The sequence below is a fragment of the Pseudomonas sp. MF08831 genome (genome assembly GCF_059862645.1).
Window position 1 is genome coordinate 1 of the sequence record NZ_JCBCUX010000013.1, and the last position, 15,943, is coordinate 15,943.

Genomic DNA, 15,943 nt, shown 5'->3' on the forward strand with positions numbered 1-15,943 from the left:
CCGGGTTAGCCGCGTTGGGCCATGGATGGCCCGTCGCGGCGGCCCACGGATTCAAGCCGGAGTGAGGGCACACCGAGCCCAGGCGAGGTGCCGAGTGGTGGGGCAAAGACCTTTTGGTTACTTTTGGGGCGTTTGCCAAAAGTGACCCGCTGTAAGAGCGGAACCCTAAGTGGCCGTGACCGCAGCAACGGATATGTACTCACCCACCCACCCCCCCGAAAACATCAGAACGCCAACTTATAGCCAATAGTCATCAACATAACCGCCAGACAAGGCCGCAACACACCATCAGGAACCTTACCGGTCATGTGACTCCCCAGGTAAATCCCCGGCAACGACCCCATCAGCAAAAAGCCCAGCAAATGCCAATCCATATTACCCATGCTCGCGTGCCCCAGCCCGGCGACCAATGTCAGCGGCACGGCATGAGCAATCTCGGTACCCACCAACCGACGCGTCGCCAGAAACGGGTACAGAATAAACAGCGCCACGGTACCAAGCGCACCCGCCCCGATGGACGTCAGAGCAACCATGGTGCCAAGGATCGCACCGGTCACCACCGTCAACACGTTCAAATTGCGCGGGCTCATGTGATAGTCGTCACCCGCATGACGCTGCGCAAAAGCCAGCAGGCTTTTCTTGAACAGAATCGCCAGCGCCGTCAGCAGCAACACCCCACCAAGCGCCTGCTTGATCACCGCGTTCATGGCGCTGGGGTCGGTATGCAAACTGGCAAGGAACCACAGGGTCAGCAGCACCGCAGGCACACTGCCCAAGGTCAGCCAACCGGTGATGGTCCAGTCGATATTCCTGTTCTTGCTGTGCACCAGCACGCCACCTGACTTGGTGATGGCCGCGTACAACAAGTCAGTGCCCACGGCGGTCGCCGGGTTGATGCCGAACCACAACAGGATCGGGGTCATCAAAGACCCTCCGCCGACACCGGTCATGCCAACGATAAAACCAACCACCAGGCCAGCGATGACAAAACCAAAATTACCCACATCCATACAGCTACCCGCGGCCTTATAAATTTCTGGCCGCAGGATAGCGATTTTTCTTATAACGACTTATATCAATATGATCTGACTTTATGCCTTTTGTGTCAGCCGATGACAGACGTAAGCTTGCGTCTGATACGGAAAAGCCACGGTGTCACGCCCTCGCAAGGCAGGATGCGTGGCGATCAGCGCCTGCAACTGCGCAGTCACGCTGGCTTTTTCGGCGGCGGGCAGCGCCGCAATAAAGCTCACCGACAGGAAGCGATCCATGATCACCTCCCCAGGGCTGCCGACATGCTGATAGGCAAAGCAGGTCATGTGGGGCGCAGAAAAATATTCGCCGGTGAAGGCTTCGCGCCAGCGGCCTGAATGAAAGCGCGGCGTATCGCCTTCATAGGGGGTGATGATGTCGGTGATGGCGGCGACCCAATCCACCGATTCATCGCGCACATTCCACACCAACCCCAGGCGCCCATCGGGTTTGAGCACGCGGTGGATTTCTGCGAGCGCGGCTTCGGTAGAAAACCAATGGAACGCCTGCGCACAGACCACCGCATCGGCGACGGCGGTTTCCAGGGGAATGGATTCGGCCGTGCCATTGACCAGGCGCACATCGGGCAACAGTTTATTGAGCTGCGCGCCCATCGCTTCGACCGGTTCGACCGCCACCAGCGTGGGCGCCAGGGTGCTGAGCAAACGGGTGAACTTGCCGGTACCGGCGCCCAGGTCGATTACCGTCGATTGCGCATCGATGTGCAGCGCATCAGTGAGCCAGCCGGTGAGTTGTCGCGGATAGTCGGGCCGGCCTTGGGCGTAAGTGACGGCCTGGGTAGAGAAACCTTGTTGAGCAGACGTGTGAACACCAGTCATTGCCAATCTCTCCTCGGGTAAAGCGGGGGCACAGTGTGCGCCCTTGCGCATTTATTTTCTAATCACTGCATCCAATCGAGCGCGGCCTGGGTAGTGCTTACAGTGACCCCGCTGTTTTACTCAATGGAGAATCACCCATGAACGCTAAAGCACTGTTCTGCCTGACCGCCCTGCTGGCCGCTGCGCCAACGGTTTTCGCCCAGACCGTCTTGCCCGACAGCATCAAGGTGCCGGATGGGCACAAGGTGGCGCTGGAGACCACAGGCGTCGGCGAAATCACCTACGAATGCCGCGACAAAGCTAACGCCGCGGGCCAGACCGAGTGGACGTTTGTCGGCCCCAAGGCGGTGTTGAATGACCGCAGCGGCAAGCCAGTGGGCACCTATTTCGGCCCACCCGCTACATGGCAAGCCCAGGACGGTTCAAAAGTCACCGGCACGCAGTTGGCCGTGGCGCCCTCCGGTGCTGGCAACCTGCCGTATCAACTGGTCAAGGCCAACCCGGCCGAAGGCAAAGGCGCAATGAGCGGTGTGAGTTATATCCAGCGCGTGGCCCTCAAGGGTGGCGTGGCGCCGAGCACCGAGTGCAGCGCTGCCAACAAAGGCACGCAGGCAGTGGTGAAGTACCAGGCCGACTACATCTTCTGGGCGGCCAACTGAGAACAAACTCAGCTACGCTGCCCTTGTAAGGGCCGGCTTGCCGGCGAGGGTCGTCAACGATGACGCAGGGCACCTGGGTTATACGCTGCGCCCGTGCCCTTTTTCGCCGGCACGCCGGCGCCCTGCAGTGCGGTGGCGATTGTTATGACAGTGGTGGACACACGTGGCCTTGCCTGACGCCGATTTTGATTACGAAGCCTGTCTGCTGGCCTGCGCCCGTGGGGATCAACGCGCCTTGCGCCAGCTCTATGAGCAGGACAGCAGCCGTTTGCTCGGCGTGGCCTTTCGCATTGCCAGGGACAAGTCCCTGGCCGAAGACATCGTGCATGACGCGTTTATCAAGATCTGGCGTGGCGCCGGCAGTTTCGACCCCAACCGTGGCGCGGCGCGCGGCTGGGTGTTCAGCGTGACCCGGCACCTGGCGCTCAATGCCGTGCGCAATCACTACCGGGAATTACCCCTGGGCGACGCACACGAGCACATCGCCACACCCGACACCTTTGAATTCGCTTCGCGCTCGGGGCAGGTCCACGCCTGCCTGGAGCAGCTCGATCCGGCCCGTCGCGCGTGCATCCTGCATGCCTATGTCGACGGCTATTCCCACAGCCAAATCGCACAGAAACTGGACACCCCGCTGGGGACCGTCAAAGCCTGGATCAAACGCAGCCTCGCTGCGCTGCGGGAGTGCATGGCATGAGCAACCCTCTGGACGAACTGGCTGGCGAATACGTGCTGGGTACCCTGCCCGCGGCGCAACGCGCCGAGGTTGAGCAGCGTTTATCCGAGGATGCCGCGTTGCGCGCGGCGGTGGACGCATGGGAGCAGCGCCTTTTGCCGCTGACCGCATTGGCCGAACCGGTGCCCCCTTCTGCCCAGCTGTGGCGGCGCATCGAGCGCACCGTCACGCCTGCCGACACCCGCACCGACCGCCAAACACCGTGGTGGAACCTGCTGGCGCTCTGGCGTGGTTTGGCCGGCGCGGGGCTGGTGGCGACGTTGGTCCTGGCGACGCTGCTGCTGACCCGCCCGCCCACTGCTGAACCCACCTTTGTGGTGGTGTTGGTGGCGCCGCAAAGCCAGGCTCCGGGGTGGGTGATCCAGGCCAGCAATACTCAGCAGATCCAGTTGATTCCATTGGGTGTGATGCAAGTACCTGCCGACAAGGCGCTGCAATTCTGGACCAAGGCGGATGGCTGGCAAGGCCCGGTGTCGCTGGGGTTGGTCAAGCCAGGGCAAACACTGTCGGTGCCGCTGGACAAACTGCCGCCACTGGCGCCCAACCAATTGTTCGAGTTGACCCTGGAAGACCCGAATGGCTCGCCGACCGGCAAACCCACCGGGCCGATCCAGGCGATCGGCCGCGCCGTCAAGGTGCTCTGATCAGCTGACGCTGGGCAACCACAGGCGAAACCGTGCCCCGCCCAAGGGTGATGCCTGGGCCGTCAACGTGCCGCCCTGGGCCTCCATCGCACGCCGGCTGATGGCCAGGCCGAGGCCGAAGCCACCCGTGGCGCGGTCGCGGCTGCGGTCCAGGCGGTAGAAGGGTTCGAAGATCCGCTCGCGCTGGTCTACCGGTATGCCGATGCCATCGTCATCCACGCAGATTTCACAGCCTTTGGCACACACCTTGACGCCCACCTGGATGCGCCTGTCGCAATAGCGCGTGGCATTGCGCAACAAGTTTTGCAGCGCGCGGGCGGTGAGACGCGGGTCGAGGCGGAAGCGCTCCACCGCGCAATCGAGCGCCACGTCGATGACAATCTCGGGGTTTTCCAATTCGTCATCGACGCTGCCCAGCACGCTGTCGACAAACTCGTCGAGCACCACGTCCACTCGCTCCGGCAGTTGCGCCGGGTTTTGCAGGCGGCTGTACGACAGCAATTCCAGCACCAGCTCGTCCAGCTCACGAATGTGCGCCACCAGGCTTTGCAGGCGCTCGCGGCTGGCGTGGGGCAAGTCTTCGGACAACGCCAGCGCCAGGCCGAAATCCAGGCGGGTCAGCGGCGTGCGCAGTTCATGGGAGACCGCATTGAGCAGGTCGCGCTGCTGATTGAGCAGGCGCTCGATATCGTCGGCCATGGTGTCGAACACCGATGCCAGGCTGCCAATGTTGGAACTGGGCGGAATATGCGTGCGCTCGCCCAGGTTGCCCTTGCCCAGTTGTGCGGCGGTGCTTTTCAGGCGCTCCAGGTCACGCCAGTGCGGGCGCAGCCAAAACAGCAGGCAAGCCAGCAGCGCGGCGCCGATCAGCACGTTCATCGACCAGTACAGCAAGTTCATGTCCATCGGGTCGGGGGGAATTGTCAGCTTGACCGCAAACTGCTGGTTGACCGGCGAACTGATTTCTTCCATCCAGCCCCATTCGCCGAGGCGGATCACCGGCTTGCCCTGCTCCAGCAGCTTTTCTTCTGCAGGCGTGTAGCTGGCGTCCTGGCGCAACAGCAGTTTGACTTTCAGCGGCGCGAAGTCGCGGCCCAATTGCTCGGTCACCTGGGACCAGCGCTCGACCGGCGCGCGCAGGTATTGTTTGACGATGAGCGTCTGCAGGCCACGGGTCTGCTCGACGTTGTAGTCCATGTAGCGGTGTTCAAACAGCTGGATCACCAACCGCGGAATCAGGAAGATTGCCGCACTGAAGGTGATGATGGTGATCAGGTAGAGGCGCAGCAGGACACGAAACATGGATCAGCATTCCCACTCGGAACGGCTGAACAGGTAGCCCTTGCCCCACACAGTCTTGATCTTGCGCGCCTCGCCCGCGTGATCGTCGAACTTGCGGCGCAGCTTGGAGATGGCCACGTCCACCGAGCGGTCGGTGCCGTTGAACTCGATACCGCGCAGGCGCTGCAGGATCTGGTCGCGGCTGAGCACTTCACCGGCGTGCCGGGCCAGCACCACCAGCAGGTTGTATTCACCGCTGGACAGTTCCACGGCCTGCTCGCGCCAGGTCACGGTGCGCTCCGACAGGTCGATGCACAGGTTGCCCATGACGATCTGGTCGTTGGCCATCTGAGGTTCGGACAGGCTGCTGCGGCGCAGCAAAGTGCGCACACGGGCGAGCAGCACGCGTGGCTCGCACGGCTTGGTGACATAGTCGTCGGCGCCCATTTCCAGGCCCAGCACCTGGTCGTGACTGTCGTCGCGCGCAGTCAGCATCAGGATCGGCAAGCCCGCCGAGTCTGCGCGCAGCAAGCGGCACACCTGCAGGCCATCGAGGCCGGGCAACATCAGGTCGAGGATCACCAGGTCCGGCGGGTTGAGGCGCGCGCGTTCGCGTACGTGGTCGCCACGGCTGAGCACACTGACATGGTAGCCATTGCGCTCCAGGTAGCTGGCAATCAGCTCGGAGAGTGCGGCGTCGTCTTCCACCAGGAGGATGTTGGGCATGGTGTTTCCAAATAATGCAGTTCATCAGGTGTACAGAAACCCAATGTGGGAGCGGGTTTGCTCGCGAAAGCGGTGGTTCAGTGGCTAGATTGATTGGCTGATCCACCGCCATCGGGGGCAAGCCCCCTCCCACATTTGATCTTTGCTGTTTGCAGGATTGTGCAAGGATATACGCCCTCAGGCGACTATGGGTCGCGCCTTACATTTCTTCACAGACGAGCTACACAGCTTCACAGCACCACGGCGCAGGTGTCTTTAGGATGCGCCAGTCAATATTGGGATATGAGCATGTCGAAGAATCTGTTTGCGCCGTTTTGCCTGCTGGCCCTGGCGCTCGCCCTGAGCGCGTGTGGCCAGTCGGCGGACGAGGCGCCGCAAATGCCGCTGGCCAAAGTCCGCATCGAGACCCTGCAAGCCAAGCCTCTCTCGATCAGCAGTGAACTGAGCGGGCGGATTGCCGCGCCGCGTATTGCGGAAGTGCGCGCACGGGTGGCCGGTGTGGTCATGCAGCGCGTGTTCAAGGAAGGTCACGACGTGAAACAGGGCGACGTGCTGTTTCGCATCGACCCCGCCCCGTTCAAAGCCGACCTGGACAGCGCCCAGGCCAACCTGAGCAAGGCGCAGGCCAACGCTTTCCAGGCGCGTCTGCAGGAGCAGCGCTACAGCCAGTTGGTCGAAGGCAACGCCATCAGCGGCCAGGATTACGACAATGCCCGCGCCGCCGTGCGCCAGACCAATGCCGAAGTCGCCGCCAACAAAGCCGCCGTCGAGCGCGCCAAACTCAACCTGGGCTACGCCACCGTGACCGCGCCGATCTCCGGGCGCATCGGCCGCGCGCTGGTCACCGAGGGCGCGCTGGTCGGGCAAAACGAAGCCACGCCGCTGGCGATCATCCAGCAACTGGACCCGATCCACGCTGACCTGACCCAGTCCACCCGCGAGTTGAACGACCTGCGCCGGGCCTTCCGTGCCGGCAGCTTGAAGCAGGTCGGCCAGGACCAGGCCAAGGCCACGCTGATCGAGGACGACGGCAGCCTGTACCCGCTGCCGGGCAAATTGCTGTTTGCCGAAATCAGCGTCGACCCCGGCACCGGGCAGATCATCCTGCGCAGCGAGTTCCCCAACCCGGACCTCGACCTGTTGCCCGGCAGCTTTGTACGCGTGCGCCTGGAACAGGCAGTGGACAAACAGGGCATCAGCGTGCCGCAGCGCGCCATTACCCGTGACAGCGCCGGCATCCCGATGGTGCTCTTGCTGGACGCCGAACAGGTCGTCAGCCAGCAACCGGTGGAGCTGGGCGCGGTGATCGAGGATCGCTGGATCGTCAGCAATGGCCTCAAACCCGGTGACCGCATCATCGTCGAGGGCCTGCAACACGCACGCCCCGGTGAAAAAGTCGAAGTGGACGACAGCCCCGCGCCGAATGCCCAGGCCTCGGTCCGCTAAGCAAAGGAATACCTGACAATGCCGCAGTTCTTCATTGACCGCCCGATCTTCGCCTGGGTGGTCGCCCTGTTTATCCTGCTGGCCGGCGCGCTCGCCATTCCGCAGTTGCCGGTGGCCCAGTACCCCAACGTCGCGCCGCCGAAGGTGGAAATCTATGCGGTGTACCCGGGCGCCTCGGCCCAGACCCTGGACGAAAGCGTGGTCAGCCTGATCGAGCAGGAGCTCAACGGTGCCGATCACCTGCTGTATTTCGAATCCCAGAGCAGCCTAGGCTCGGCGACCATCACCGCAACGTTCCAGCCGGGCACCGACCCGGAAATGGCCCAGGTCGATGTGCAAAACCGTCTGAAGGCGGTAGAGCCGCGCCTGCCGCAAGCGGTGACCCAGCAAGGGTTGCAGGTGGAGAAAGTGTCTGCCGGTTTCCTGCTGCTGGTGACATTGACCTCCAGCGACGGCAAGCTCGATGACGTCGCGCTCAGCGATTACCTGGCGCGCAACGTGATGAACGAGCTCAAGCGCATCGAGGGCGTGGGCAAGGCGCAGCTGTATGGCGCCGAGCGCGCGATGCGTATCTGGATCGACCCGCAGAAGCTGATTGGCTTCAACCTTACGCCGGCCGACGTCAACGCCGCGATCAGCGCGCAGAACGCGCAGGTCTCGGCGGGCAGCATCGGTGATTTGCCGGGCACTCACACCCAGGAAATCACCGCCGCCATTCTGGTCAAAGGCCAGCTGTCGACGCCGGCGGAGTTTGCCGACATCGTGCTCAAGGCCAACCCGGACGGCTCCACCGTGCGCATCGGCGATGTGGCGCGGGTGGAAATCGGCAGCCAGGAATATCAGTTTTCCACACGCCTGAACGGCAAGCCGTCCACCGCTGTCAGTGTGCAGCTGTCGCCGGGCGCCAACGCGCTGAACACCGCGACGCTGGTACGGGCGAAGATGGATGAGCTGTCGCGCTACTTCCCGGCCAATGTGGAGTACAAGATTCCGTACGACACCTCGCCCTTCGTCAAAGTCTCGATCACTAAAGTGATTTACACCTTGCTGGAAGCCATGGCGCTGGTGTTTGCGGTGATGTTCCTGTTTCTGCAGAACGTGCGCTACACGCTGATCCCGACGCTGGTGGTGCCGATCGCGCTGATGGGCACTTTCGCGACCATGCTGTTGCTGGGGTTTTCGATCAACGTGCTGACCATGTTCGGTATGGTGTTGGCCATCGGCATTCTGGTGGACGATGCGATTGTGGTGGTCGAAAACGTCGAGCGCATCATGGCCACCGAGGGCCTGTCGCCCAAGGAGGCCACGCGTAAAGCCATGGGCCAGATCACCGGGGCCATCGTCGGCATCACTTTGGTGCTGGTCGCGGTGTTCCTGCCGATGGCCTTTATGCCGGGCTCGGTGGGCGTGATTTACCAGCAGTTTTCGCTGTCGATGGCCACCTCGATTCTGTTCTCGGCGTTCCTGGCTTTGACCCTGACCCCCGCCCTGTGCGCCACTTTGCTCAAGCCGATTGCCAAGGGCGAGCACCACGCCAAGGGCGGTTTCTTTGGTTGGTTCAACACGCGTTTTGAACGCCTCACCGACCGTTATGAAGGCTGGGTGGCCTACGCCCTCAAACGCAGTGGTCGTTACCTGCTGATCTATCTGGTGCTGCTGGTGGGCCTGGGCTGGATGTTCAGCCGCCTGCCCTCCTCGTTCCTGCCGGTGGAAGATCAGGGTTACACCATCACCGATATCCAGCTGCCACCGGGCGCTAGCAAGAACCGCACGGTGCAGGTAGCCGAGCAGATCGAGGCGCATAACGCCCAGGAGCCAGGGGTGGGCGATACCACCATGATCATGGGCTTCAGTTTCTCTGGCTCCGGGCAGAACGCGGCGCTGGCATTTACCACGCTCAAGGACTGGTCCAAACGCAGCAGCGACGATTCGGCGGCGGCAATTGCCGACCGCGCCAACGCCGCGTTCAGCGAGCTCAAGGATGCGATTGCCTATGCGATCCTGCCGCCGCCGGTAGACGGCCTGGGCACCTCGAGCGGTTTCGAGTTCCGGTTGCAGGACCGTGGCGGTGTCGGCCATGCCGCCTTGATGGCAGCGCGTACTGAGCTGCTGGCGGCCGCCGAGAAAAACCCGATCCTGGCCAATGTGCGTGAAAGCGCCCTGGCCGAGGCGCCACAAGTGCAGTTGGAAGTAGACCGCAAGCAGGCCAATGCACTGGGGGTTTCCTTCGCTGACGTCGGTAATGTGTTGTCTTCAGCCATCGGCTCGGCCTACATCAACGACTTCCCCAACCAGGGCCGTATGCAACGGGTGGTGGTGCAGGCCGAAGGCGATCAGCGCAGCCAGGTGGCGGATTTGTTGAAGATCAATGTGCGCAACAACGCCGGCAAGATGGTGCCGTTATCGGCATTTGTCGAAGCCAAATGGACCCAGGGCCCTGCGCAGCTGACCCGCTACAACGGCTACCCCGCCATCGCCATCAGCGGCGAAGCGGCGCCAGGGCACAGCACGGGTGAGGCCATGGAAGAAATCCAGCGCTTGGTCAGCCAATTGCCCGCAGGGCTGGGCCAGGAATGGACCGGTTTGTCGCTGCAGGAGCGTCTGTCCGGTTCCCAGGCGCCGTTGCTGTTGGGCCTGTCGCTGTTGATCGTGTTCCTGTGCCTGGCGGCGCTGTATGAAAGTTGGTCAATCCCGACCTCGGTGTTGCTGGTGGTGCCGCTGGGCGTGCTCGGCGCGGTATTGGCGGTGAGTTTGCGCGGCATGCCTAACGATGTGTTTTTCAAGGTCGGCTTGATCACCATCATCGGCTTGTCGGCAAAGAACGCGATCCTGATCATTGAATTTGCCAAGGATTTGTATGAGCAAGGCGAGGACCTGATCGACGCCACCTTGAAAGCCGCGCGCCTGCGCCTGCGGCCGATCATCATGACGTCGCTGGCGTTTATCCTCGGCGTGGTGCCGCTGGCGATTGCCACCGGCGCCAGCTCCGCCAGCCAGCAAGCCATTGGCACCGGGGTGATCGGCGGAATGATCACCGCAACACTGGCAGTGGTGTTTGTGCCGGTGTTCTTTGTGGTCGTCATGAAGTGGGTGCGCAAGCGTCCATAACCCGTCCGAAAATGCGCTATGGTGCTCACAACCTCTCTTGTTGTGAGCACCTATGGCCTTCCTCGCCCGCACCCACCCTCGCCTTTCATCCGCCGCCGTACTCGGTCTTGCCGTGGGCATTCTGGCGCCTGCCGATACGCTGATCAGCAAAATCCTCATCGGCTGGAACGCCGGCGTCTGGACCTACCTGCTGCTGATGCTGTGGCTGGCGACCCGTGCTCGCGCCGACGACGTAAAACGCATCGCCGAGATCGAAGACGAACACGCCAGGCTGGTCCTGTTCATGGTGTGCATCGCGGCGATTGCCAGCCTTGCGACCATCACGGTGAACCTGGTGGGCAGCAAAGACCTCGACAGCACGGCGCGCCTGCTGCATTACGGCTTTACCGGCATGACCGTGGTCGGCTCATGGTTGCTGATCGGGGTGATTTTCAGCGTGCACTACGCACGCCTTTTCTACACCTGGGAGGGCGAGGAGCCGGCGTTGCGTTTTGCCGAAGGGTTGCGCAACCCCAACTACTGGGACTTCCTGTACTTCTCGTTCACCATCGGCGTGGCGGTGCAAACAGCCGATGTGGGCGTGGCCACGCGCGGTCTGCGCAAAGTGGTGCTGGGCCAGTCGTTGATCGGTTTTCTGTTCAATACGGCGATTCTGGGTTTTTCGATCAACATTGCCGCAGGGTTGTTCAGTTAGGCCCAGCGTGCTGATCAGACGGGCAAAAAAAGGGGAAGCCGAGGCTTCCCCTATTTCGTGCACATGTACTTTAGAAGGCGTACTGCAAACCTGCGGTTGCGCCCCAAGGCATGTCGTATGCCTTGCCTTTGCTGTGACTGACTTCGGCATGCAGGCTAAGGTTTTTCGACAACGAAACAGCCATGCCGCCCGCTACCTCGACGCTCGCGCCCGAGAGGTTGTTATTAAACCTCTGATCGTTGATGTACACCCGGTTGTCCGGGCTGAAATCACGCGCCGCCGCCGTCCGCAGGTACGGCTGCAGAATGCTGCCGCTGTCCAGCTGGACATTTTTGCCCAGGGTGACACCCACCTTGCCGATGGCTGACGTGGCACGATCGCTCTTTGCCTTCAGGCCGTTGTCCATGGTGTAGTTGGCGCCACCAATGGCGGCGACGGACAACTGGGCAAACGGTTCAACATACAGGCCCTCATCGTCGAGCTTGATGTTTTTGCCCACCTCGGCAGATGCGCTCACCGCGTCTTGCGTGTATTTGCCTTTGGCACGTTGGCCGTCGCTCATGTTGACCTGGCTTTGGCCTTTGAGTTTGTTGACCTTGCCCACCAGATCCACGTACACGCCGCTTTCTTCATCCAGCCAGGTTGCATAGGTACCCAGGTAGTAGCTGTTGACCATACCGCTGCTGCCACGGCTCAGGCCCAGGGTTGAGTTGCTGTAACCGCCCATGACACCGAGCGTCCACTGGCCGTCACCCGCATCCAGCGCCGTGTCGGCACCGATGGTCAGGCCGGTCTGGTTCTGTGAGTAGCCCACGCCGTTGCTGTTGGCCGCCACGTCAATCTTGTTGCCGTAGCCGCGCATCCACAGGCCCTGGCTCTTGCCTTGGCCAAAGCGGACTTCGCCCATGCGGGTGCGCAATATGCTCGACTCACCCACCAGTACCGCAGGTGCAGCGTTGGCCAATGCCAGCACCGCCTTGGCGCTGGTACTGGTGCCCTTTTTCTCGGTATCCAGGTACCAATCGGTCCCTTCCTGCTTGAGCCCATATTCGAAAGCGCCGACATCGACGGTATCGCCCACCAGCCCGAACCTCGCGCCGCCGCTTTCGGTGTGTACCACTTTGATGGCCTCACCGGTGGCCAACTCCGAGCCACTGGCGCCAATCAACAGTTGGTGATTACCTTCGGCGTTGCCATTGACATTCAACAGGTCGGTCTCGCCGGTGTTGAAGTTGGTGTGCATTTTGAACGTGCCGTTACCGGTCAGGTTATGGGTGTTCAGTTGAAAGAATTGGCCCGGGGCGCCAAAGACTACGTTGCCGCCGCCCATTTTCAGGGTATTGACCTGGCTGTCACCCACCAGCACCCATTGGGCGTTGCTGTTGACGTCGAGTTGCTCGACATTGCGCAACTGGCCGGTCAGCGAGGCATTGTTGTTGAGTTGCACCATGCCCGCGCTACCCGCGCCAATGACCACGTCGCCGATCAACTGGCTGTTGTCGACGAACAGGTTGGCGCTGGAGTTATTGTCCACTTGAAGCAGCACGCCATTACCGCTGAGCAGGTTCGAACCATTAAGAACCTGGATATCAGCCTTGGTGCTGTTGGTGAGCGGCGGATTGACCAGGATGGCTGAACCGCTTTTGCCCTGGACCACGGAATTATCCAGGATCAAGGAGTTGGTCCGCGTCAGGTCCCCCTCCATGCGCATATTGACGCCGTTCACCCCGCCAGTAATACGGCTGTTATTGCGCGCTACAGCGTCGGCATTAAGCAGCACCAAACCGACACCTGTCGCAGCCGTAGCGTCTACGCGGGCATTGTCCAGGTTCACCATGCCGTAGCCGGCGGCCGAAATACCGCGGGTAGCACCGATAACACTGCTGTCTTTGACCGTTAGGGATGAACCATCCGTGCCGCCTGTCGTGCGCGTGACACTCACCCCCCAACCCGTGGCGTTGGTGACCGTACTGTTATTGGTGATTAAGGCACTGCTGTTACCCGCGACCGAAATGGCCTGGGTGATCGTGGGGCGCGCCGTCACCTGAGAGTTATCAACGACCACTTTCGATTGCAGTCGGGCTTCAATATCTAACGTTTTGCTGCCCGGCTCCAGCGTCAAACCTGCGTTAACCATTTGAATCTGCCGGGTCGTCGCACCGTGCGCAATCAGGCTTGATCCGCCAGACAGTACATAGTTATCAAGCGGCGTAGCGGCCGATATCGACGTATTGGGCAAAATGACTTGTGTTTGCGCTTGCGCAGTGGGAGTAACCAGGAACATTAACGTGACGGCCGGGGCTGACAACGCAAGGCTCAAGGGTGTTGGTTTGAAGTTAAATACTGCCGACATATAATGAACCTCTAGTTCCTGCACGAAACAATAGGGCGGGTTCTAAATCTCGTGGGACCCAGCCCATTAAGCGGCGCCATGATTGACGAGCACTCGCTTAAAATCTGTAGGATTTCTCCCAATCAATCCGATAAAAATCAACAACTGCTGTGGGGTGGTGGCGCCCTCTACGCCTTTAAAAAATTCAATATAAGCCAGGAATACCAAAGAGGGTTCTGCCCCTCTCTGGTAACTACCCCAATGTTTTAAACTAAGCGGGCACAACGCCGCCGGCGCAATAGTTGGAACTTCCCGTGCCCGGACGGAAACCCCGCACCCGATAATTGGCGGGAAGCGAAGGCACTGTTTGCCCAAGATATTGAGTATCAAAGGTTACCGTTGCCGAGCCTTGGGTCAACAATGACCGGTTGGCGTTGATCGGGTTAAACAAGACCGTGGAACTTACGTCGAATGTAAGGTCCCACCCAATGTTGGCAGCCGTGGCATCGGGCACTGTAAACGTTCTAGATTCCGTGACCACGGACGGGGGTGTCTGGGTATTATTCTGGAACCCGACGAACGTCACGTTTATAAGTTGACCCGCGCTCAAATAATCCGAGCCTGGAATATGGATGATGAGTCTGCCGCTGTTAATCGGCCTCAGCGTATCGCAGTTCAGCGTACCGGTATTATTAAGGACTCTCGGTGCTTCCATTCGCAAGATGACAGAGTCGACGATCACCGTTGTATTGACCGACACACTTGGGTTTGCACTGGCCGCCGACGTGATGGTGTAAGACGCCAACTGCGTAGGGCCGCCCAACGCTCTGATATCACTGAAGGGAATGGTGAAATCCACGAACCCACTGGCAGGCAGGGTCACGATATTCTGCGCTTGCAGACGGCCACCATAATTCAAGGTCACCGTGAACGGCAGTGATGCGGCCGGCAATGCAGGCGTCGTCCACAATGGAATTCGAGCCCTTGCCGCCAGATTTACGTCATCAACCTCCAAATGGTTGTCAGGCCCGAATGTGCCCCCGGCGCGCATCGCTTGGACCACCACGGGCAACAGGTTCGGATTCAAGTTGCCAGGCCCGACGATCACCGGCCCCACAGGCCCCACGATAGACAGGTCCAGATCGAACGGTGTTTCCAACGGCGGCGTCGGATGGGTGATGGCGCCGCGACGCACGACGTACGAAGCCGTCACCGGCACCCGGTTCTTGCCGGGTGTTTGAGGCCCGTACAGCGTATCCATATTGGCCGCAGTGAACAGAGCCGGCACCGGGAATGCAGTGGTGCCCAGCGGCACCGTGACCTGGATTGAGGCGAACGTTGAGCTCAGCGCGACGACGATTTCATCTGTGGGGCGCAGCGCATTCGTGTAGCTGGGAACCAGCACTCGTACGCCGCCTCCGGACAATACATCAGCCCGATCAATCAAGCCGTCACCGGGCACTGCCAGTACAACAGTTGGCGCAGAAAATTCGGTGGGCAATGGCGCCTGTGCCAGGTCCGCCAAATCCAGGCTGTACGAGAGCTCGGACGGGTTGCCGGCCACGTCGAACAGGCGATAGCGCAGACTGAAGTTGCCCCGGCGTTCAGCCGCGACAACACTTGCCGGCAACGGAAGAGTCAGGGGCACGGCCGGATCAACCCGGAACTTTGTTTCCGGGTTAGGCGGCGCAAATGCGTAAGGCTTATCCGAAGAGCCGAAAAACATTTCGATGTAATCGCCATCGGACAGGCCGTTTTGCGCGTCGTAGGGAATCGGTAACAGCGCCGTCTGGTTTGGCTGACTCTGAATATAGGCAAGGTCCAGAGGCCCGACCAGGCCCACCGGTAACGAGGGTTCCGGCGGGTTGATGCGGGGACGGTCATAGGGCGACGTCTCATCGACGACCAGCAGCTGCGGGACTGAAAAGTTATCGACGCCCGAGTCGGCAATGAGCACCCGATACCTGACCAAATACACACCCGGGGGACGATAGGCTTGCGGTATTGCCACCGGCACTGGATCGGGTTGACTGGTCAGTCGGCGTTGAAACCGGGTGCTGCTGGAGCCGAAATAGGCATCTTCGGCATCGACATCCAAACCACTCAGATCCAGGTACGGAGCAATCTCGACCGTTAATACATCCATCGCCGCGGGGTCGGTACTGGCGCCGTCCCACAGGGGAATATTCAAATTGGTGGACTGTCCTTTTGAAGCCGCACGCGTCAGCAACCCCGTGTATCCGATCACTTGGTCAGCAAACGCGCCCAGTTGAAATCTTTCGGGTGTGTAATCGGAGGGCGCCCTGGGTACAAAAGCATCTATGATTTGTCTATTCGTAAGTTCCATTATCTTGCTCCGGACAGTTAAACGGCTAAGACTAGCAATGCTCTTCGCCAATTGAATAAATCTTGTTTTTCAACCACGAAGCTTTACTGCAAACAACCA

12 protein-coding genes are annotated in these 15,943 nt (G+C 60.7%); 6 read left to right on the forward strand and 6 right to left on the reverse strand.

All coding sequences use genetic code 11. The features are described 5' to 3' along the window. Nucleotides 1-224: 224 nt before the first annotated feature. Both AC19YS_RS23455 and AC19YS_RS23460 read right to left on the reverse strand, forming a co-directional pair. Nucleotides 225-1,010 (reverse strand): sulfite exporter TauE/SafE family protein, encoded by a 786-nt coding sequence (locus AC19YS_RS23455; RefSeq protein ID WP_169366558.1) that lies wholly within the window; start codon nt 1,008-1,010, stop codon nt 225-227. A gap of 81 nt (nt 1,011-1,091) precedes the next feature. Next, on the reverse strand, nt 1,092-1,871 hold the full coding sequence (locus AC19YS_RS23460) for a class I SAM-dependent methyltransferase (protein ID WP_500602737.1): 780 nt from the start codon (nt 1,869-1,871) through the stop codon (nt 1,092-1,094). Nucleotides 1,872-2,008: 137 nt separating this feature from the next. On the opposite strand from AC19YS_RS23460, the gene AC19YS_RS23465 reads away from it, so the two are divergent. The 3 genes from AC19YS_RS23465 to AC19YS_RS23475 all read left to right on the forward strand — a co-directional run bounded on the left by AC19YS_RS23465 (nt 2,009) and on the right by AC19YS_RS23475 (nt 3,910). Then, a complete protein-coding gene (locus tag AC19YS_RS23465) occupies nt 2,009-2,530 on the forward strand; it encodes a DUF3455 domain-containing protein (RefSeq protein WP_472526199.1) in 522 nt (173 codons plus the stop codon). A gap of 169 nt (nt 2,531-2,699) precedes the next feature. Continuing rightward, nucleotides 2,700-3,227: a sigma-70 family RNA polymerase sigma factor gene (locus tag AC19YS_RS23470; RefSeq protein ID WP_106578152.1), complete on the forward strand. Its 528-nt coding sequence runs from the start codon at nt 2,700-2,702 to the stop codon at nt 3,225-3,227. Further along, nucleotides 3,224-3,910, forward strand: coding sequence for an anti-sigma factor (locus AC19YS_RS23475; RefSeq protein WP_106577864.1), 687 nt, complete (start codon nt 3,224-3,226; stop codon nt 3,908-3,910). The genes AC19YS_RS23470 and AC19YS_RS23475 overlap by 4 nt, the downstream gene beginning before the upstream one ends. On the opposite strand, the gene AC19YS_RS23480 is transcribed toward AC19YS_RS23475, so the two are convergent. Together AC19YS_RS23480 and AC19YS_RS23485 are read right to left on the reverse strand one after the other, a co-directional pair. After that, the gene (locus AC19YS_RS23480; protein ID WP_106577863.1) at nt 3,911-5,212 is read right to left on the reverse strand and encodes an ATP-binding protein; all 1,302 of its coding nucleotides are present in this window, start codon (nt 5,210-5,212) and stop codon (nt 3,911-3,913) included. It lies immediately after the preceding gene. Between the two features lie 3 nt (nt 5,213-5,215). Beyond that, the gene (locus AC19YS_RS23485; RefSeq protein WP_106577862.1) at nt 5,216-5,917 is read right to left on the reverse strand and encodes a response regulator; all 702 of its coding nucleotides are present in this window, start codon (nt 5,915-5,917) and stop codon (nt 5,216-5,218) included. Between the two features lie 288 nt (nt 5,918-6,205). Here AC19YS_RS23485 and AC19YS_RS23490 point away from each other — a divergent pair, with 288 nt between their 5' ends. The 3 genes from AC19YS_RS23490 to AC19YS_RS23500 are packed head-to-tail and all read left to right on the forward strand — an operon-like array spanning nt 6,206 to nt 11,165. Then, the gene (locus tag AC19YS_RS23490) at nt 6,206-7,363 is read left to right on the forward strand and encodes an efflux RND transporter periplasmic adaptor subunit (RefSeq protein ID WP_448199296.1); all 1,158 of its coding nucleotides are present in this window, start codon (nt 6,206-6,208) and stop codon (nt 7,361-7,363) included. 18 nt (nt 7,364-7,381) lie between these two features. Continuing rightward, a complete protein-coding gene (locus tag AC19YS_RS23495; RefSeq protein WP_119741864.1) occupies nt 7,382-10,471 on the forward strand; it encodes a multidrug efflux RND transporter permease subunit in 3,090 nt (1,029 codons plus the stop codon). 52 nt (nt 10,472-10,523) lie between these two features. Continuing rightward, nucleotides 10,524-11,165 (forward strand): DUF1345 domain-containing protein, encoded by a 642-nt coding sequence (locus AC19YS_RS23500; RefSeq protein ID WP_200624826.1) that lies wholly within the window; start codon nt 10,524-10,526, stop codon nt 11,163-11,165. Between the two features lie 70 nt (nt 11,166-11,235). Here AC19YS_RS23500 and AC19YS_RS23505 read toward each other — a convergent pair whose 3' ends face one another. Then, nucleotides 11,236-13,002, reverse strand: coding sequence for an autotransporter outer membrane beta-barrel domain-containing protein (locus tag AC19YS_RS23505; RefSeq protein WP_200624858.1), 1,767 nt, complete (start codon nt 13,000-13,002; stop codon nt 11,236-11,238). A gap of 766 nt (nt 13,003-13,768) precedes the next feature. Then, a complete protein-coding gene (locus AC19YS_RS23510) occupies nt 13,769-15,844 on the reverse strand; it encodes a hypothetical protein (protein WP_234452659.1) in 2,076 nt (691 codons plus the stop codon). Nucleotides 15,845-15,943 lie beyond the last annotated feature (99 nt).

What these genes read in the sequence shown, in the direction of transcription:
- AC19YS_RS23495 (WP_119741864.1), top strand. Translation starts at nt 7,382, where the DNA reads ATGCCGCAGTTCTTCATTGACCGCCCGATCTTCGCCTGGGTGGTCGCC.
- AC19YS_RS23455 (WP_169366558.1), bottom strand. Translation starts at nt 1,010, where the DNA reads ATGGATGTGGGTAATTTTGGTTTTGTCATCGCTGGCCTGGTGGTTGGT.
- AC19YS_RS23480 (WP_106577863.1), bottom strand. Translation starts at nt 5,212, where the DNA reads ATGTTTCGTGTCCTGCTGCGCCTCTACCTGATCACCATCATCACCTTC.
- AC19YS_RS23490 (WP_448199296.1), top strand. Translation starts at nt 6,206, where the DNA reads ATGTCGAAGAATCTGTTTGCGCCGTTTTGCCTGCTGGCCCTGGCGCTC.
- AC19YS_RS23475 (WP_106577864.1), top strand. Translation starts at nt 3,224, where the DNA reads ATGAGCAACCCTCTGGACGAACTGGCTGGCGAATACGTGCTGGGTACC.
- AC19YS_RS23510 (WP_234452659.1), bottom strand. Translation starts at nt 15,844, where the DNA reads ATGGAACTTACGAATAGACAAATCATAGATGCTTTTGTACCCAGGGCG.
- AC19YS_RS23500 (WP_200624826.1), top strand. Translation starts at nt 10,524, where the DNA reads ATGGCCTTCCTCGCCCGCACCCACCCTCGCCTTTCATCCGCCGCCGTA.
- AC19YS_RS23485 (WP_106577862.1), bottom strand. Translation starts at nt 5,917, where the DNA reads ATGCCCAACATCCTCCTGGTGGAAGACGACGCCGCACTCTCCGAGCTG.
- AC19YS_RS23460 (WP_500602737.1), bottom strand. Translation starts at nt 1,871, where the DNA reads ATGACTGGTGTTCACACGTCTGCTCAACAAGGTTTCTCTACCCAGGCC.
- AC19YS_RS23505 (WP_200624858.1), bottom strand. Translation starts at nt 13,002, where the DNA reads ATGGTGAACCTGGACAATGCCCGCGTAGACGCTACGGCTGCGACAGGT.
- AC19YS_RS23465 (WP_472526199.1), top strand. Translation starts at nt 2,009, where the DNA reads ATGAACGCTAAAGCACTGTTCTGCCTGACCGCCCTGCTGGCCGCTGCG.